This window comes from Comamonadaceae bacterium OTU4NAUVB1, from assembly GCA_024372625.1.
Classification (GTDB): Bacteria; Pseudomonadota; Gammaproteobacteria; order Burkholderiales; family Burkholderiaceae_C; genus Variovorax.
This window is the reverse complement of record CP099605.1, coordinates 2,804,036-2,819,783: the sequence shown is the minus strand read 5'-3', so window position 1 is coordinate 2,819,783 and position 15,748 is coordinate 2,804,036. Positions and strand designations below refer to the sequence as shown.

14 protein-coding genes and 1 tRNA gene are annotated in these 15,748 nt (G+C 72.2%); 6 read left to right on the top strand and 9 right to left on the bottom strand.

The genetic code is table 11. The annotated features are described in order from the left end of the window. Window positions 1-15 precede the first annotated feature (15 nt). The 4 genes from NF681_16660 to NF681_16645 are packed head-to-tail and all read right to left on the bottom strand — an operon-like array spanning window position 16 to window position 4,247. On the bottom strand, window positions 16-465 hold the full coding sequence (locus NF681_16660; protein ID UST53907.1) for a hypothetical protein: 450 nt from the start codon (window positions 463-465) through the stop codon (window positions 16-18). Beyond that, entirely contained in the window at window positions 458-1,822 is a 1,365-nt protein-coding gene (locus NF681_16655; protein ID UST53906.1) for a phosphatase PAP2/dual specificity phosphatase family protein, read from the bottom strand. The genes NF681_16660 and NF681_16655 overlap by 8 nt, the downstream gene beginning before the upstream one ends. After that, window positions 1,819-3,585 carry a bifunctional alpha/beta hydrolase/class I SAM-dependent methyltransferase gene (locus NF681_16650; GenBank protein ID UST53905.1) on the bottom strand — a complete coding sequence of 589 codons (1,767 nt, stop codon included), beginning with the start codon at window positions 3,583-3,585 and terminating at the stop codon, window positions 1,819-1,821. The genes NF681_16655 and NF681_16650 overlap by 4 nt, the downstream gene beginning before the upstream one ends. Next, window positions 3,582-4,247: a CDP-alcohol phosphatidyltransferase family protein gene (locus NF681_16645; GenBank protein ID UST53904.1), complete on the bottom strand. Its 666-nt coding sequence runs from the start codon at window positions 4,245-4,247 to the stop codon at window positions 3,582-3,584. Before NF681_16645 ends, NF681_16650 begins: the two co-directional genes overlap by 4 nt. Window positions 4,248-4,423: 176 nt before the next feature. Here NF681_16645 and ruvB point away from each other — a divergent pair, with 176 nt between their 5' ends. Together ruvB and dmeF are read left to right on the top strand one after the other, a co-directional pair. Beyond that, complete coding sequence (gene ruvB, locus NF681_16640) at window positions 4,424-5,479, top strand: Holliday junction branch migration DNA helicase RuvB (protein ID UST53903.1); 1,056 nt, start codon at window positions 4,424-4,426, stop codon at window positions 5,477-5,479. Between the two features lie 18 nt (window positions 5,480-5,497). Then, window positions 5,498-6,511, top strand: coding sequence for a CDF family Co(II)/Ni(II) efflux transporter DmeF (gene dmeF, locus NF681_16635; GenBank protein UST53902.1), 1,014 nt, complete (start codon window positions 5,498-5,500; stop codon window positions 6,509-6,511). Between the two features lie 43 nt (window positions 6,512-6,554). Here the strand turns inward: dmeF and NF681_16630 are convergent. Further along, window positions 6,555-6,631: transfer RNA gene (locus NF681_16630), tRNA-Met, on the bottom strand. A 185-nt stretch (window positions 6,632-6,816) separates the two neighbouring features. Here NF681_16630 and NF681_16625 point away from each other — a divergent pair. Beyond that, complete coding sequence (locus NF681_16625) at window positions 6,817-7,551, top strand: sigma-70 family RNA polymerase sigma factor (GenBank protein UST53901.1); 735 nt, start codon at window positions 6,817-6,819, stop codon at window positions 7,549-7,551. Further along, window positions 7,548-8,801, top strand: a complete 1,254-nt coding sequence (locus NF681_16620) for a hypothetical protein (GenBank protein UST53900.1) — start codon at window positions 7,548-7,550, stop codon at window positions 8,799-8,801. The genes NF681_16625 and NF681_16620 overlap by 4 nt, the downstream gene beginning before the upstream one ends. Before the next feature lie 4 nt (window positions 8,802-8,805). Here NF681_16620 and NF681_16615 read toward each other — a convergent pair whose 3' ends face one another. The 4 genes from NF681_16615 to NF681_16600 all read right to left on the bottom strand — a co-directional run bounded on the left by NF681_16615 (window position 8,806) and on the right by NF681_16600 (window position 13,491). Further along, complete coding sequence (locus tag NF681_16615; protein ID UST53899.1) at window positions 8,806-9,585, bottom strand: enoyl-CoA hydratase; 780 nt, start codon at window positions 9,583-9,585, stop codon at window positions 8,806-8,808. A 65-nt stretch (window positions 9,586-9,650) separates the two neighbouring features. After that, window positions 9,651-11,495 carry a peptidase M61 gene (locus NF681_16610; protein ID UST53898.1) on the bottom strand — a complete coding sequence of 615 codons (1,845 nt, stop codon included), beginning with the start codon at window positions 11,493-11,495 and terminating at the stop codon, window positions 9,651-9,653. Beyond that, window positions 11,492-12,235, bottom strand: a complete 744-nt coding sequence (locus NF681_16605) for a DsbC family protein (protein ID UST53897.1) — start codon at window positions 12,233-12,235, stop codon at window positions 11,492-11,494. Before NF681_16605 ends, NF681_16610 begins: the two co-directional genes overlap by 4 nt. Window positions 12,236-12,270: 35 nt before the next feature. Beyond that, the gene (locus NF681_16600; protein ID UST53896.1) at window positions 12,271-13,491 is read right to left on the bottom strand and encodes an FAD-dependent monooxygenase; all 1,221 of its coding nucleotides are present in this window, start codon (window positions 13,489-13,491) and stop codon (window positions 12,271-12,273) included. Window positions 13,492-13,602: 111 nt separating this feature from the next. On the opposite strand from NF681_16600, the gene NF681_16595 reads away from it, so the two are divergent. Together NF681_16595 and ychF are read left to right on the top strand one after the other, a co-directional pair. Next, window positions 13,603-14,508, top strand: a complete 906-nt coding sequence (locus NF681_16595; protein UST53895.1) for an MOSC N-terminal beta barrel domain-containing protein — start codon at window positions 13,603-13,605, stop codon at window positions 14,506-14,508. Window positions 14,509-14,601: 93 nt separating this feature from the next. Then, complete coding sequence (gene ychF / locus NF681_16590) at window positions 14,602-15,693, top strand: redox-regulated ATPase YchF (GenBank protein ID UST53894.1); 1,092 nt, start codon at window positions 14,602-14,604, stop codon at window positions 15,691-15,693. The last annotated feature ends 55 nt before the right edge of the window (window positions 15,694-15,748 follow it).

The window sequence follows — 15,748 nt, the reverse complement described above, 5'->3', positions numbered from 1 at the left end:
CGGAATCGGTGGGGGTCACGCGGCGTCCTGGGTGATCAAGGCAAGGAGGAACATGGCGCTCTGGCAGGCGACCACGATGGCGTGGCGCTGCAGCAGCGCACGGGTGCCCTGCAGCCGCTCGTCCAGCGCGCGCACGGACGGCCGCGTCGACCGGGGCGGCGCGCCGCGCAGGCCCAGCGACGACAGGGCCGCGTCGAGCGCGCCGAGCGAGGCGACGGTGCCGCGCGCCAGGCCGTCGAACAGCGCCTCGTCCAGGCGCAGCCGGAACGCGAAATAGCGCTCCAGCGCGCCGAGGATCACCACCGCCCCGAAACCCATGGCCGAGGTGAGCGGCAGCGATCGCAGCGTCAGCGCGAGCACCAGCGCGGCGATGCCGGTGAGGGCGAAACCCCATGACGCCAGCAGCGCCGTGGCGCGCAGCAGGGCGGCCAGCGTGGCGCAGGCGGTGCGTTCGTTCTCAGTCATGGCGCGAGCCTTCCGTGCGCGGTTCGAGGGTTGCCAGGGCGGCGAGCCAGGCGTTGCGCAGCACGGTCTGCGGTCGCGCGCGTCGCACGGCGGCCTCGGCCCGCGCCACGCTCCCGATGCCGTCGGTCGCGCCGTGGCGCGCCAGCCAGGCGATGGATGCGGCCGCACTGCGCGAGAAACCGAGCGCGCAGCAGACCCACACCGCCGTGCCCGGCGCCGCGCGGCGCTGTCCTTCGATGACCGCCGCGGCGCGCCGCAGCCGCACCGCGGGCGGCACCACCAGATCGAGCAGCGGCACGCACCGTGCGTGCGGCACGTCGGCGAGCAACTGCAGCTCGGCGCACAGGCTCACCAGGCGCGGCCGCCCGGCCGCCAGCCATTCGGCCCGCGTCGGCCGCCGGCCCAGCCGCAGGCCCGGGACCACCTCGACGGAGGCCGGCATGCCGCGCGTCCACCACCGGGCGTTGAGGGCGGCACCGAGCCGGTAGGGCGCCAGCAGCCAGCGCGCCGCCCAGCCCATGCGGCCGTGGCCGTCCATCTGGAAGCCGCGCGTGCCGAAGCCCATGTGGATGAGCGCCACCAGCGCCAGCGAGGCGGCCGGCCACGCCAGCCACAGCGCGACGCCGCCGCCAAGCAGGGCCGCGCCGAGGCACGCGGCCGCGCCCAGCGCGTACGCCGCCGCCAGCTTCCAGCGCTGCGCGTCGCGCGCACGGCGCCAGGCCCGCGGCATCGACACCACGCGCTCCAGCGGCCACAGCCAGACGCAGAACACGCCGAGCAGTGCACCGGTCGGGATGTCGACGACGTGGTGCTGCCACGTGGTGAGCACCGAGGCGCAGATGGCGAAGGTCCAGGCGTGCAGCACCCACCGCGCCCGGCGCCGCCTCGGCCCGGCCAGCGACCGGCGATACCAGTCCCACAGGATCACCGCCAGCGCGACGTGCAGCGACGGCGCCTGGTTGAACGGCTGGTCGAAGCTGCGCAGCGCCTCGAACAGGAACGCCGGCGCGCCGTCGACCGGGGGCTGCCCGAAGTCGAAGCGCAGCGGCCATGCGATGAAGCAGGCGCAGGCCACCAGCGTGGCCGTGACGAGGCGCAGCGCATGCCGGTCGAGCGCATGGCGATCGCGTGCCAGGAACGGCGACAGCGCGTAGAAGACGTTGATGGTCCAGTACGGAAAGATCGTCCAGGGCCAGAACGGCACGTGCCGCTCCCACCCGAAGGCCACCGACGGCACGCTCGCGCGGGTCGTGGCCCACCAGTTGGCCAGGCCGTAGGTCGCGTAGAACAGCGGCCCCAGCAACGCCAGCCACGCGGCGGCGCGCCGCCAGGGTCGTCGCGCCGCACGGGCGGTCATTGCGTGACGCGCACCGCGAGGGACACCGTGAAGATCCCCCACTCGTCGATCCGCTGGTCGATCTTGCGGAAGCCCGCTTCCTCCACCAGCTGGTCCAGTTCGTCCTGGGTGCGGCGGCGCATCACCCAGGCCTCGCCCTGGCGGTGGCTGGTGAGCGCGCGCGCGATCATCTCGAGCTGCGGATGCCACGGCTGTCCGGTGTAGACCAGGAAGCCGCGGTCCTCCACCGCGTCGCCCACGCCCGCGAGCGAGCGGCGCACCAGGGCGTTGTCGGGGAAGAGTTCGTACAGGCCCGACACCACGGCCAGGGTCGGGCGCGGCGTGACGCTGGCCAGTCCGATGCGGTCGAAGGCGTCGGCCTGCACGAACCGCGCGACGTCCTCCAGGCCCTTCTCCATGATGAGCGCCTGCCCGTCGCGCACGTTGACGTCGCTGTAGTCGCGCAGCAGGATGGAACTGGCCTTGACCGGGCTGGCGAGCACCGCGTCGAGCACGTAGCGGCCGTGGCCGGCGGCGATGTCCATCACCCGCACCTCGCGATGCGCCTCGGCGAGCCGTTCCATGGCGATGCGCATGAGTTCCTCCACGTGTACCTTGCGCTGGCGGATGCCGCGCCAGCCGATGGAGTCCAGGTAGGTGCGATCGATGGCGCGGCCGAGGGCCGAGCGGCTCCCGGGCCGGTTGCGGTAGACGTAGTCGAGCGTGCTGCCCGAGTCGAATCCCGTGTCGTGCCCGAGCCGGATGCCTTCGGACATCGTGCCGCCGAGCTTCAGGCCGGCGCGGGTCGTGGCCCAGTAGAGGCCACGCGGCGACAGCGGTGGCAGCGGCGCGGCCAGCGCGCGCGACTCGTCGGCCGTCTCGCCGGCGAGGTGCGCCTCGCGCCGGTCCACCGGCGCTGCCGGCGCGTCGAAGCGCTGCAGGATGAACTCCCGGACCTGCGCCACGACCGGCGCGCGATCCTTCTCGCCGAGCGTGTCGTGGAAGAAGCCCGGCAGCTCGACCTTGGTCTTCACGGCGCTGCCCAGGCGTTCGAAGAACCGGTGCTGGGGCGCGTGGTGCACCACCCAGTCGGCCCCCGAGATCAGCAGCTGCACCGGCAGCGTGATGGCGTTGGCGTCGGCCACCACGCGGTCGGCGGCCTCGTACAGCCCCAGCAGGACGTTGACCGCGATGGGTCGCGAGACGAGCGGATCGCTCTGGTAGCTGGCGATGCGCCCCGCATCGTGCGTGAGGAACCGCGCCTTCACGTAGCTGTTGACGAAGAACAGGCCGCGCAGCCGGTGCATCAGGGCCAGCCCGGCGCGCGCGAAGGGCACGTAGAGCTTGACCTTGAAGGCGGGCGAGGCGAGCGTGAGGCCGCGCACCCTGGGGGCGTGGTCGTGCGCCCAGGTGGCGATCAGCACCGCGCCCACGCTCTGCGCCACCACGTGGAGGTCGTGCTCGGCCACCCCGTGGGCGGTGCCGATGTGCTGTACGAAGGTCTGCACGTCGCGCACCGAGGTCCCGAAGCTCGGGCTGTGGCCGCGCGCTCCCGGCGACCGGCCGTGGCCGCGCGCGTCCCAGGCGTAGAAGTCGAAGTCGGGCAGGTTCAGCTCGTCGACCAGGTGCGCCATGCGGGCGCCGTGTTCGTGGCCGCGGTGGAACAGCAGCACGGCGCCGCGCCGTGCCGCACCGGTGGCGGGCCAGTGCCGGTAGAACAGCGCTTCGCCGTCGTGTGTCTGGAAATGCAGTTCTTCGTGATTGCGTGGCGCGATGTCCGTCATTCGATCCCTGTGGGTGTTTCCTGTTCGATGGTGGCGTGGGTCGTCGCGCCCGGCGTGGCGGGGGCGGCCTCGGCCAGTGCCTTGCGCACGCGGTTGACGACGGTCCAGGCCACCAGTGCCGCCAGCAGCGGCATCAGACCGCGCGTCCAGTCCGCCAGCGGCCAGCCCAGCGCCACCCAGAGCCCCAGGGCGCCGAAGACGAAGGCGCGATCGCTCTTGCCCAGCGGGCCGTCGTAGCGGCGCGAGGCACCCACCGTCGGCCCGAGCGCGCCGGCGAACTCGCTCAGGCCGGCCAGCACGATCACCGTGCCGACCCAGAAACCGCCCAGTGGCGCGACCAGCGCGAACGGCAGGTACAGCGCCGCGTCGGAGACCACGTCGGTCAGTTCGTTGAGCAGGGCGCCCAGGCGGGTCTGCTGGTGGTGTTCGCGCGCCAGCATGCCGTCGATGGCGTTGAGCGCCATGCGCAGCAGCATCCACAGCGGCACGAGCGCGAAGGCCGTGGGCGGGGGGGCGGCGAAGAAGAGCCAGAGCCCGAGGGCGACCGACACGCCGCAGGCCGCCAGCGTCACCTGGTTGGCGGTGACGCCCCTGGCGTGGAGCCGGACCACCGACGGGCGCAGCAGTGCCTGGAAGCGAGGCTTCAGTTCGTAGATCGACACGTGCTGGCTCCCTGGTTCGTCATGTGGCCACGCGCGTGGCCGCCACATTTTGCCTGCGAAGGCGGGGCGGGGCGCTTGACACTCCGGGTGCCCGATGCCATCTGGAGAAGGACGTGCCCGCACGGGACGGCCCGGCACCGTGCCCGGACTAAACTCACCAGCGAACGACCTCTTCCATGACCATCCAGACCGACGACTTCGCCCCGGCGCCGCCCCGCATGGTGTCGGCCGCGCCGGCATCTCCCAACGAGGAGGCCATCGAACGCGCGCTGCGGCCCAAGCTGCTCGACGAGTACGTCGGCCAGGCCAAGGTGCGCGAGCAGCTCGAGATCTTCATCGGCGCGGCCAAGAAGCGCGCCGAGGCGCTCGACCACGTCCTGCTGTTCGGCCCGCCCGGCCTGGGCAAGACGACGCTCTCGCACATCATCGCCGCCGAGCTGGGCGTGAACCTGCGCCAGACCTCCGGCCCGGTGCTGGAAAAGCCCAAGGACCTGGCCGCCCTGCTGACCAACCTGGAGCGCAACGACGTCCTGTTCATCGACGAGATCCACCGGCTCTCGCCGGTGGTCGAGGAAATCCTCTACCCCGCGCTGGAGGACTACCAGATCGACATCATGATCGGCGAGGGGCCGGCCGCGCGCAGCATCAAGCTCGACCTGCAGCCCTTCACGCTGGTGGGCGCCACCACGCGCGCGGGCATGCTGACCAACCCGCTGCGCGACCGCTTCGGCATCGTCTCGCGCCTGGAGTTCTACACGCCCGAGGAGCTCGCCCTCATCGTCACGCGCAGCGCGCGGCTGCTGGACGTGCCCACCGACGTGGCTGGCGGCTTCGAGATCGCGCGGCGTTCGCGCGGCACGCCGCGCATCGCCAACCGGCTGCTGCGCCGGGTGCGCGACTACGCGCAGGTCAAGGGCGAGGGCCGCATCACCGAGGACATCGCCAACCGCGCGCTGGCCATGCTCGACGTCGATCCGCAGGGCTTCGATCTCATGGACCGCAAGATGCTCGAGGCCGTCATCCACCGCTTCGACGGCGGCCCGGTCGGCCTGGACAACATCGCCGCGAGCATCGGCGAGGAGCCCGGCACCATCGAGGACGTGATCGAGCCCTACCTGATCCAGCAGGGCTACCTGCAGCGCACGCCGCGCGGGCGCATCGCCACGCTGGCCGCCTACCGCCACCTGGGCGTGGCGCCGCCGCAGCGCGCCGAAGGCGGCCTGTTCGGCTGACCCGGCACAAAGCCCCGCATGCACGCCCACGACCTTTCGCCCTGGCGCCACAGCCACCGGTTCGGCACGGACGACTCGGCCGGGGAGCGCGGCACCCGGCTGGTGATGTGGATCACGGCGGTGGTGATGGTGGTGGAGATCGGCGCGGGCTGGTGGTTCAACTCGATGGCGCTGCTGGCCGACGGCTGGCACATGAGTTCGCACGCCTTCGCGATCGGCCTGAGCGCCTTCGCCTACGCCGCCATGCGACGCCATGCGAGCGATCCGCGCTTCGCCTTCGGCACCTGGAAGATCGAGGTCCTGGCGGGTTTCGCGAGTGCCCTGTTCCTGCTCGGCGTCGCGGCGCTGATGGTCGTGGGATCGGTGGAGCGGCTGTGGTCGCCCGCGCCGATCCACTACCGCGAGGCGATCGCCGTGACGGTGCTGGGACTGCTGGTGAACCTGTTCTGCGCCCGCGTGCTGGGGGGCGCGCACCACGCCCACGACGATCACGGCCACGGGCATTCGCACGGCCACGGCGACCACGACCACGACCACGACCACGGCCACGGCCACGGCACCGACCTGAACCTCAAGTCCGCCTACCTCCACGTGCTGGCCGATGCCGCCACGTCGGTGCTGGCGATCGTCGCGCTCGTGGGCGGCTGGGTCTGGGGCTGGGCCTGGCTCGACCCGGCCATGGGTATCGTCGGTGCCGCGCTGGTCGCGCACTGGGCCCGGGGCCTGCTCAAGGAGACCGGCCGCGCGCTGCTGGACCGGGAGATGGACCACCCGGTGGTCGCCGAGATCCGGGAGGGCATCGAACAGGGCCTGGCCGATTCGCACACGCGCGTGGTCGACCTGCACGTCTGGCGTGTCGGGCGCAACGTCTATTCGTGCGCGCTCGCGGTCGTCACGCATTCGCCCACGCTCGGCGCCGACGACGTGCGCGCGACGTTCTCGATGCACGAGGAGATCGTGCATTCGACGATCGAGGTGCAGCGCTGCACCGACGGGGTCGAGGACGAAGAAAAGCCCCGGTCAGTTGCCTGACCGGGGCTTTTCGAGCTGCCGAAGGTGAATTCGAAAGCGGTGTTGGTGGCTCTTCACGGATTCGAACCGCGGACCTGTGGATTATGATTCCATCGCTCTAACCGACTGAGCTAAAGAGCCGAGCCCGAGATTATAGCCCGGACTTTTCGGTCCATGCCAGAGCTTTTCGCTCCGATGCCGCCGGCGGCCATTTTCGGCGTTCCTTGAGAAAAGCCGCCCGGCGAGTGCACAAGTCGCTCGTATTGCGTGCCTCGTGACGCCGTCGACGCCCTGCGCGGGACGTGCGGATGTGAGAATTCGTGCTTATGTCCACATCCGCCGACACACTTCCACCGCCCCTGATTGCCACGGCGCCAGCCGACCGCTCCGACGAGGCGCTGATGCTGGCCTATGCCACCGAGGGCGATCTCGGTGCCTTCGATGTGCTCTACGCGCGTCACGAGATGCCGCTCTACCGCTTCGTCCGGCGCCTGCTGGGCGCGCAGGCGCCGGAAGGCGACGAGGTGTTCCAGGAAGCCTGGGTGCGCATCATCGCGGCGCGGGCGGGTTTCGCGCAGCAGTCCCTGGCCTGGCGCACCTGGGCCTTCGCCTTCGTCTGCGGCCTCACGCTCGACCGCCTGGGCGCGAGCGGACGCCAGGTGAAGTTCTTCCCGCCACGCGACGACATGGATTTCGAAGGCGACGAGGACGAGCGTCCCGACGTGGCGGACGACGTCGCTCCCGGCGTGTCCGGCGGTGCCGGGGACGTTCCGGACCAGCCTTCCGCCCGCTACCCGGCGCTGGACGACGCGGCGCTGTGGCGTGCCGCCGGCCGCCGGCTCCTCGACGGCCTCAACGGCCTGCCCGCCGAGCAGCGCGCCATGCTGCTGCTGCGCCACGACCACGGCTTCACCACCCCGATGCTGGTCGACACGCTCGGCCTGCCGGTGGACACGGTGCGCAGCGGCCTGCGCCACGGCGCCGCCGTCCTGCATGCGTGCATGGACGATCGCAGCGACGTCGGCGGCAGCACCACCGACCTGACGGAGAACCGCGCATGACCGACGAACGCACATCCGGATCCGGCAACGCCAACGACAACGTGGACCCGACCTTCGATCCGGCGCCGGTGTTCGACGGGGCCGCGCCCGCCGCGCATCCGGGTCATCCCGCCCTGCGACGCGCGCTCGACCATGCGCCCGATCGCGGCAACGAGCCGGACGACGAACTGCGCCAGGCCATCCGCTCCTTCGCGCACGAATCGGCCGCGCCATCGCTGCCGGCCGGACGCACGGGTCGCCTGGGCCGGCGCGGCGGCGACGGCGCCACGGGCCTGGAGGCGCGCACCAACGCCCGGCGCAGTCGGCTGCTGCGCAACCTGATCGTCGCGGCGGTGCTGGTGGTGATCGTCGCGAGCGTGACCTGGCACCGCGAGCCGGGTCCGGGAGGCGGGCGTCCCGCCGCCACGGCACCCGAGGCGGTGGTGGCGCCCGAGCCGGTCGCGCCCGTGGCGCCGGCCTCGAGCGCGCCGACGCCCGTGGCGGCGGCCTCGGCCCCGGCGACGCCGCCGGCGCTGTCCGAGGCGGAGAAGATCCTGTTCGCGCCGCGCGTCACGCCGCCGCCGGCACCATCGGCAACTCCGGCGCCCGCACCGGGCGCGAGCGCGGCGGCAGCGGCGGCGCCCAGGACCCCCGTTCCCGCGGCGCCGGCGGCCGCGTCGCCGACGCCCGGCGCCACGGCCGAGCGTGCCAAGCCGGCCGCGCCGACGCCCGCGATCCCCTCGACCGCGGTGCCGGCGCCCATGCCCACGCCCGCACCCACGCCCGGGGGGCGCGCAGCCGCTTCGTTCGCCGGGCCGGCGAGCGCGAGCGTGCCGTCCGCTGCGGCAACGGCCGAGTCGCTCCCGCCGGGTGCCCCGACCTTCTCGGCACTGTCCCAGTGGACCCACCTGACCATGACGCGCGCCGACGGCAGCACGCGCCGGCGATCGAAGGCCGAGGCGCGCGAACTCGGCGCGCTGCTGTCGTCGGCGGCGCTGGCGGGCGCCGGTGCGGAGCCGGTGAGGGGGCGTGTCGACTGGCGCGTCAGTCTGGAGCGCAACGGGCAGACCCTGGCGCGCGTGGAGCTGGCCGGCAAACAGGTCAGATGGATCGAGAACGGCGCGGCGCCCGGCAGCGGGACGCCGCCGGCGGGGTCGCTCGACAGCGTGCGCGAGATGCTGGAGAACGTGTTCGAGGAGTCCGCGCCGGCCGCCGCATCGAGGCCGGCCCCGGTCCCGGCCCCGGCGCCCGTGGAGGTTCCGGGCCGCTGACCGCTCAGTTGTGCGTGAACACGGCCTTGCGCTTGTTGACGAAGGCGTCCATTCCTTCCTTCTGGTCGGCCGTGCCGAACAGCGCATGGAACAGCCGGCGCTCGAACATGACGCCGTCGGACAGACCGCTCTCGAAGGCGCGGTTGACCGATTCCTTGGCCGCCATGACCGCGATCCGGGAGAAGTCGGCGATCACCAGCGCGGCGCCCAGCGCCTCGTCGGCCAGCTTCTCGTAGGGCACGACGCGGCTGACCAGTCCGGCGCGCTCGGCCTCGACGGCGTCCATCATGCGGCCGGTCAGCGCCATGTCCATGGCCTTGCTCTTGCCCACCGCGCGCGGCAGGCGCTGCGTGCCACCGGCGCCGGGAATGACGCCCAGCTTGATCTCGGGCTGACCGAACTTCGCGTTGTCGGCGGCGATGATGAAGTCGCACATCATGGCCAGCTCGCAGCCACCGCCCAGAGCGAAACCGCTGACGGCGGCGATCACCGGCTTGCGGATCGAGCGGATCACCTCCCAGTTGCGGGTGATGTAGTCGCCCTTGTAGGCATCGACGAAGCTGAACTTCGCCATCGCGCCGATGTCGGCGCCCGCGGCGAAGGCGCGTTCGCTGCCGGTGATCACGATGCAGCCGATCGCCTCGTCGGCGTCGAAGGCCTGGAGCGCCGTGCCCAGTTCGGTCATCAGCGCGTCGTTGAGCGCGTTGAGCGCCTTCGGGCGATTGAGGGTGATGAGGCCGACCTTGCCGGCCTCGGTGCGCACTTCGATGGTGTCGTAGCTCATGGTTGTCTCCGTGAGAGTGGGGAAAGAAGGAAACGGGCGGGCCGGGAGGGCGGGGCGCTGCGGCGTCAGGCCGGCACGGCCATCCAGGCCCCCAGCCTGGCGGCGTCCTGGGCGAACAGCCGCCAGGTGGTGGCGCCCGACGGAAGGGTCAGCGGCAGGCGCAGCAGGCGCCGGTCGCGCGCGACGATCGCGGTGGCCTTGCGCTGCGCGCCCAGGTAGAGCGCGAGGTCGTCGAGCCGGGTCAGCCGCCAGCCCTGGACCGGCCGGCCCTTCGCGGCCGGCAGTTCGATGCCGATCCATTCGTCGTTGGCCGCGAAGCCGGCTCGCTCGGCCGCGCCGCCGCGCAGCACGACCTTGACCTGGATGCCGCCGTTGGCCTCGGCCACGCGCAGCCCGAGTGCCTGGGCCCGCACCGCCGGATCGTCCAGCGTCGCCACGCCATGGGCGCGCAGCAGCGCCGACAACGGCAGCTCGCCGGTGCCGTGCACCCACTGCGCCAGTTCCGGCGCATAGTTGCGCCGGCCGACCGCCTCGAGCGCGCCGGCGATGGCGGCCTCGTCGATCGGGCCGCCGTCGCCGCTGTGCCGCCACAGGTGGCGCATCACGTCGTCGAGCGTGCCGTGGCCCTCGCGGCGCAGCGTGAGGTCCAGGCACAGCGCGACCAGCGCGCCCTTGGTGTAGTAGCTGACGGTCTGGTTGGGGGTCTGCTCGTCCTGGCGGTAGTACTTGACCCAGGCGTCGAAGCTGGCGTCGGCCACCGACTGCACCGCGCGCCCGGGCGTCTGCAGGACCTGGTTGGCGGTCTTGTTGAGCAGTCTCAGGTAGGTGGCGTCGTCGATGCGGCCGGCGCGACGCAGCAGCAGGTCGTCGTAGTAGCTGGTGAAGCCCTCGAAGAACCACAGCAGGCGCGTGTAGTTCTCGCGGTCGTAGTCGTAGCGCGCGAACTCGGCCGGCCGCAGGCGCTTGACGTTCCAGGTGTGGAAGTACTCGTGGCTGATGAGGCCGAGCAGGGTCGTGTAGCCCTCGGGCTGCTTCCTGGCGCCCTGCTGCGGCAGGTCGCGCCGCGTGCAGATCAGCGCGGTCGAGTGGCGGTGCTCCAGCCCGCCGTAGCCGTCGTCGACGGCGTTGAGCATGAAGACGTAGCGGTCGTGCGGCGGCCGGGACGTCCCGCGCCGGCGACCCTTGCCGACGTCGGGCCCGTGCCAGAAGCGCATCTGGGTCTCGCAGATGGCGCGCGCGTCGTCGATCAGGCGCGCGCCGTCGAAGGCGGGCGGCGCGCCGGCGACGACGAAGCGGTGCGGCACGCCGCAGGCCTCGAAGTCGGCGCTCCAGAAGGCGCCCAGCTCGACCGGGCTGTCGGCGAGTTCGTCGTAGTCGGCCGCGAGGTAGTGGCCGAAGCCCTGCGCGTCGCACCGCTGGCGCACCAGCGCGGTGGCGCAGGACCAGCGCGCCGTGCCTGCGGGCGTCGGCGGCGCGACGATCTCCAGCGCGTGCGGGGCGTCGGTGCGGCCCTCCACGCGCAGGCACAGGCTGGTGCCGTTGAAGAATCCGCGGTCGGCGTCGAGCCAGGCGGTGCGCACCGAGTGGTCGTACGCGCAGACCTCGTAGCGCAGCACCAGCGGCCTGCCGGGCGTGGCGTCGATGCGCCAGCCGTGCTTGTCGAGCTGCGTGACGGCGACCTTGCGGCGGCCCTGCGTCGCGCGCAGGGCCTGCAGGTTCTTCGCGAACTCGCGCACCAGGTAGCTGCCCGGGATCCACACCGGCAGCGAGACGCGCTGCGACGCGGCGGGGTCGTCGATGGTCAGCGTGACGGCGAAGAGGTGGGCGTTGCGGTCCGCGCACTCGACGCGGTAGTGGAGGCCCGGTGCCGCCGCCGCCGAGGCGGTGCGGGCCGCGACGGCCCGGCTCATCGCCGGGGCGCCGCCGCCGCGGTCAGCTGCTTCTCGACCTGCGCGGCGGGAATCGCGCCGGGCGCGCGCGTGCCGTCGCCGAAGATCAGCGTCGGCGTGCCGGTGATGTTGTGCTTGCGGCCGAACTCGGTGTTGCGCTGCAGCGCCGCCGCGTCGCATCCGGCGGCGGCGGTCTCGGGGCGGACGCCGGCGGTCATCCAGTCGTTCCAGGCCTTGCCCTTGTCCTTGCTGCACCAGATGTCGCGCGACTTGACGGTCGAATCGGGACCGAGCACCGGGTACAGGAACAGGTGCACGGTGACGTTGTCGACGTTCTTCAGGTCGCGCTCGAACTGCTTGCAGTAGCCGCAGTTCGGGTCCTCGAACACCGCCAGCTGGCGCTTGCCGTTGCCGCGCACGATCTTGAAGGCGTCCTTCAGCGGCAGCTTGTCGAAGTCGATCTGGCTGAGCTTCTCCACCCGTTCCTCGGTGAGGTTCTTGCGCGCCTGGACGTCGATCAGGTTGCCCTGCAGCAGGTAGGTGCCCTGCTCGTCGGCGTAGTAGATCTCGGTGTTGTTGATGCGCACCTCGTAGAGGCCGTCGACGGGCGTCTTGCGGACCTCGTCGATCTTCGCGAACTGCGGGATCTGCGCCGCGAGGTTCCTGCGGATCTCGGCCTCGCCGGCATGGACGGCGGGCAGGGCGCACGCGACCAGGGCGGCGGCCGCGAGGCAGCGGAAAGCGGAACGGGAAAGCGTCATCGAGGGTCCAGTCGAGGGGGTCGTAGGGTGGAGGGTCAGGCGCCCAGGCCCATGGCCTGGCGCGCGACCCATTGCTTGACGAGCCGCGTGCGGTCGAAGCCGCGCATGCCCCAGTTGCGCAGTGCGGGCAGGGGTTCGGCGCCGTGCGAGAAGAGCTGCTGCAGGCCGTCGGTGGCCAGGCTCATCGACAGCACGTCGGTGCGGCGCGCGCGCTCGTAGCGGCGCAGCAGGCGGGCGTCGCCGACGCCGCGCCAGTAGTCGCGCTCCCGGATGACGCGCGCCAGCATGGCGACATCGGCCAGGCCGAGGTTGAGGCCCTGGCCGGCGAGGGGATGCACGGTGTGCGCCGCGTCGCCGGCCAGAGCCCAGGCCTTGCCGGCCGCCGGATCGTCCGCATCGGCGGCGAAGCGGCCGGTCCAGCGCTCGGCGACGGCGCGCTGCAGCGGCCAGGCGGCGCGTTCGCTCGCGAGCGTGAGCGCCCCCAGCGCGTCCTGGCTGGCCTCGCGCACGGCGGCGGCGAATTCGTCGGCGCCCTGGGCCAGGAGGGCCGGGGCGCGGAACTGGTCGACCGACCACACCAGTGCCAGCGCGTGGCTCGCGCCGGTGGCAAGCGGGTCGACGACGCCGTCGCTGCCGGCATCGCCGAGTGCGCCCGGCGCGACGGCGTCCGTGGCGCCGAGCGGCAGCAGCGCCAGCACCTCGCCCCGGGGACCGAACCACTGCCGCGCGATGCCGCCGTGCGGCCGCTGGGCCACGAGGCGCGCGGCGATGGCGTGCTGCGGATAGGGCGTGACCTCGTGGCCCACGCCCAGGGCCTCGCGCGTCGCGCTGGCCTTGCCCTCGCACACGACCGTGAGCGCGGCCGGGACGGGCGCCTGCACCACCTCGACCTGCGGCTGGAAGCGCACCGCATCGGTCAGCCGTCGCTCCAGCGCCGGCACGTCGACGATCCAGGCGAGGGCCTCGACCCCCTGGCGCGCGGCCTCGAAGCGCACCTGTCCGCCGTCGTCGCCGTGCACCCGCATCTCCCGCACCGGGGTGGCGTGGGCCGCCTCGGGCCAGGCGCGCAGCGATTCGAGCGTCGCCTTCGAAGCGGCGTTGAGCGCATACGCGCGCACGTCGTCGTGGGCCCGGCGGCCCGCCGACGGGGCCGGCGCCACCAGCGCCACGCGCACGCGCTCGCGGGCCAGCAGCAGTGCCAGGGTGCGGCCGACGATGCCGCCGCCGCGAATGCAAACCTCGGGGGATGGTGCCATCGGGGCATTGTAGGGAGGGGGTGTCCGGCGCCGACAATCGGTTCTTCCTTGTCCCTTGCCCACTCCCTCCCATCCCTGCCCGAGGTCCTCCGCGTGACGCCTGCGACTCCCATGCCCGCTCCTTCCGCCGCCACCGACGACGGCGCCTTCGACGTCCACGCCACCATCGCGCGGTTGTTCGTCCACCCAATCAAGTCCTGCGCGGGCGTCGACCTGCAGGAGGCGCTGCTGACGGAGACCGGCCTCGAATTCGACCGCGCCTGGATGGTGGTCGACGCCGATGGCGTGTTCGTCAGCCAGCGCGAACTGCCGCGCATGGCGCTGATCCGGCCGCAGCTCAAGCACTTCGAGATGGTCTTGCGCGCCCCCGGCATGCTGGCGCTGCACGTCGCCTTCGACCGCGTCGAGCGGCCGGTGCGCGTGCGCGTCTGGAAGGACGAGGTGGCCGCCTACGACATGGGCGACATCGCGGCGCAGTGGTTCGGCGACTTCCTCTCCGAGCCGGGCGCGCCGCGCGTCCTGCGCCTGGTGCGCTTCGATCCCGCGCACCGCCGACTGTCGAACCCGAAGTGGACCGGCGGCGCCGAAGCGCAGAACCAGTTCTCCGACGGCTTCGCCGTGCTGGTGGCGAGCGAGGCCTCGCTCGCGGACCTCAACGCGCGCCTCGTGGCGGCGGGCCACGGCACGGTCGGCATCGAGCGCTTCCGGCCCAACATCGTGCTCGCGGGCGTGGAGCCGCACGACGAGGACCGCGTCGACCTGCTGCGCATCGCCACCGGGGAGGGCGAGGGCGCCACGCTGCGCCCGGCCAAGCCCTGCACGCGCTGCCCGATCCCCGACATCGACCCGGCGACCGCGCGCCGCAGCCCGGAGGTGGGCGACACCCTGCGCGCCTACCGCGCCGACGCGCGCGTGGGCGGTGCGGTCACCTTCGGCATGAACGCGACCGTCGCCTCGGGCATCGACCACCTGCTGCGGGTGGGGCAGGCGGTGCGCGCGAACTACGTGTTCGGGTGACCCCGGAAGCGGGGCGAAAGGTCGAATCGTGGGCCATCGGTCCCGCCGGCCCACCCGCGCCCTAAAATCGCGGGTTGATTCCAGAGGACATCCATGAGCTTGAAGTGCGGCATCGTCGGCCTGCCCAACGTCGGTAAATCCACCCTTTTCAACGCGCTGACCAAGGCCGGCATCGCGGCGGAGAACTATCCGTTCTGCACCATCGAGCCGAACGTCGGCGTGGTCGAGGTGCCCGATCCGCGCCTCGCGGCCCTGAGCCAGATCGTGCAGCCCGAGCGCGTCGTGCCGGCCATCGTCGAGTTCGTCGACATCGCCGGCCTCGTGGCCGGCGCCAGCACCGGCGAGGGCCTGGGCAACAAGTTCCTCGCCCACATCCGCGAGACCGACGCCACGGTCAACGTGGTGCGCTGCTTCGAGGACGACAACGTGATCCACGTCGCCGGCAAGGTCGACCCGATCTCCGACATCGAGGTCATCCAGACCGAGCTCTGCCTGGCCGACCTGGCCACGGTCGAGAAGGCGCTGCACCGCCACACCAAGGTGGCCCGCTCGGGCGACAAGGAGGCGCAGAAGCTCGTCGGCCTGCTCGAGCGCTGCCAGGCCGCGCTCAACGAGAACACGCCGGTGCGCGCGCTGTCCTTCACCAAGGAGGAGCAGCCGCTGGTGAAGTCCTTCACGCTCATCACGGCCAAGCCGGCGATGTTCGTCGCCAACGTGGCCGAGGACGGCTTCGAGAACAACCCCTTCCTCGACCGCCTGAGCGACTACGCCGCGAAACAGAAGGCGCCCGTGGTGGCCATCTGCGCCAAGATCGAGGCCGAACTCTCCGAGATGGACGACGAGGACAAGGCCATGTTCCTGGCCGAGATCGGCCAGGAGGAGCCAGGCCTGAACCGCCTGATCCGCGCGGCCTACACGCTGCTGGGCCTGCAGACCTATTTCACCGCCGGCGTGAAGGAAGTGCGGGCCTGGACCATCCATGTCGGCGACACCGGCCCGCAGGCGGCCGGCGTGATCCACACCGACTTCGAGAAGGGCTACATCCGCGCCCAGACCATCGCCTACGCCGACTTTGTCGCCTTCAAGGGCGAGCAGGGCGCCAAGGACGCCGGCAAGATGCGCGCCGAAGGCAAGGACTACGTCGTCAAGGACGGCGACGTGATGAACTTCCTGTTCAGTTCCTGAGCGTCCTTGCGGACAGGGGTCGCGACGGCGCGATGCCCGTCCCGGTCGTCGCCGC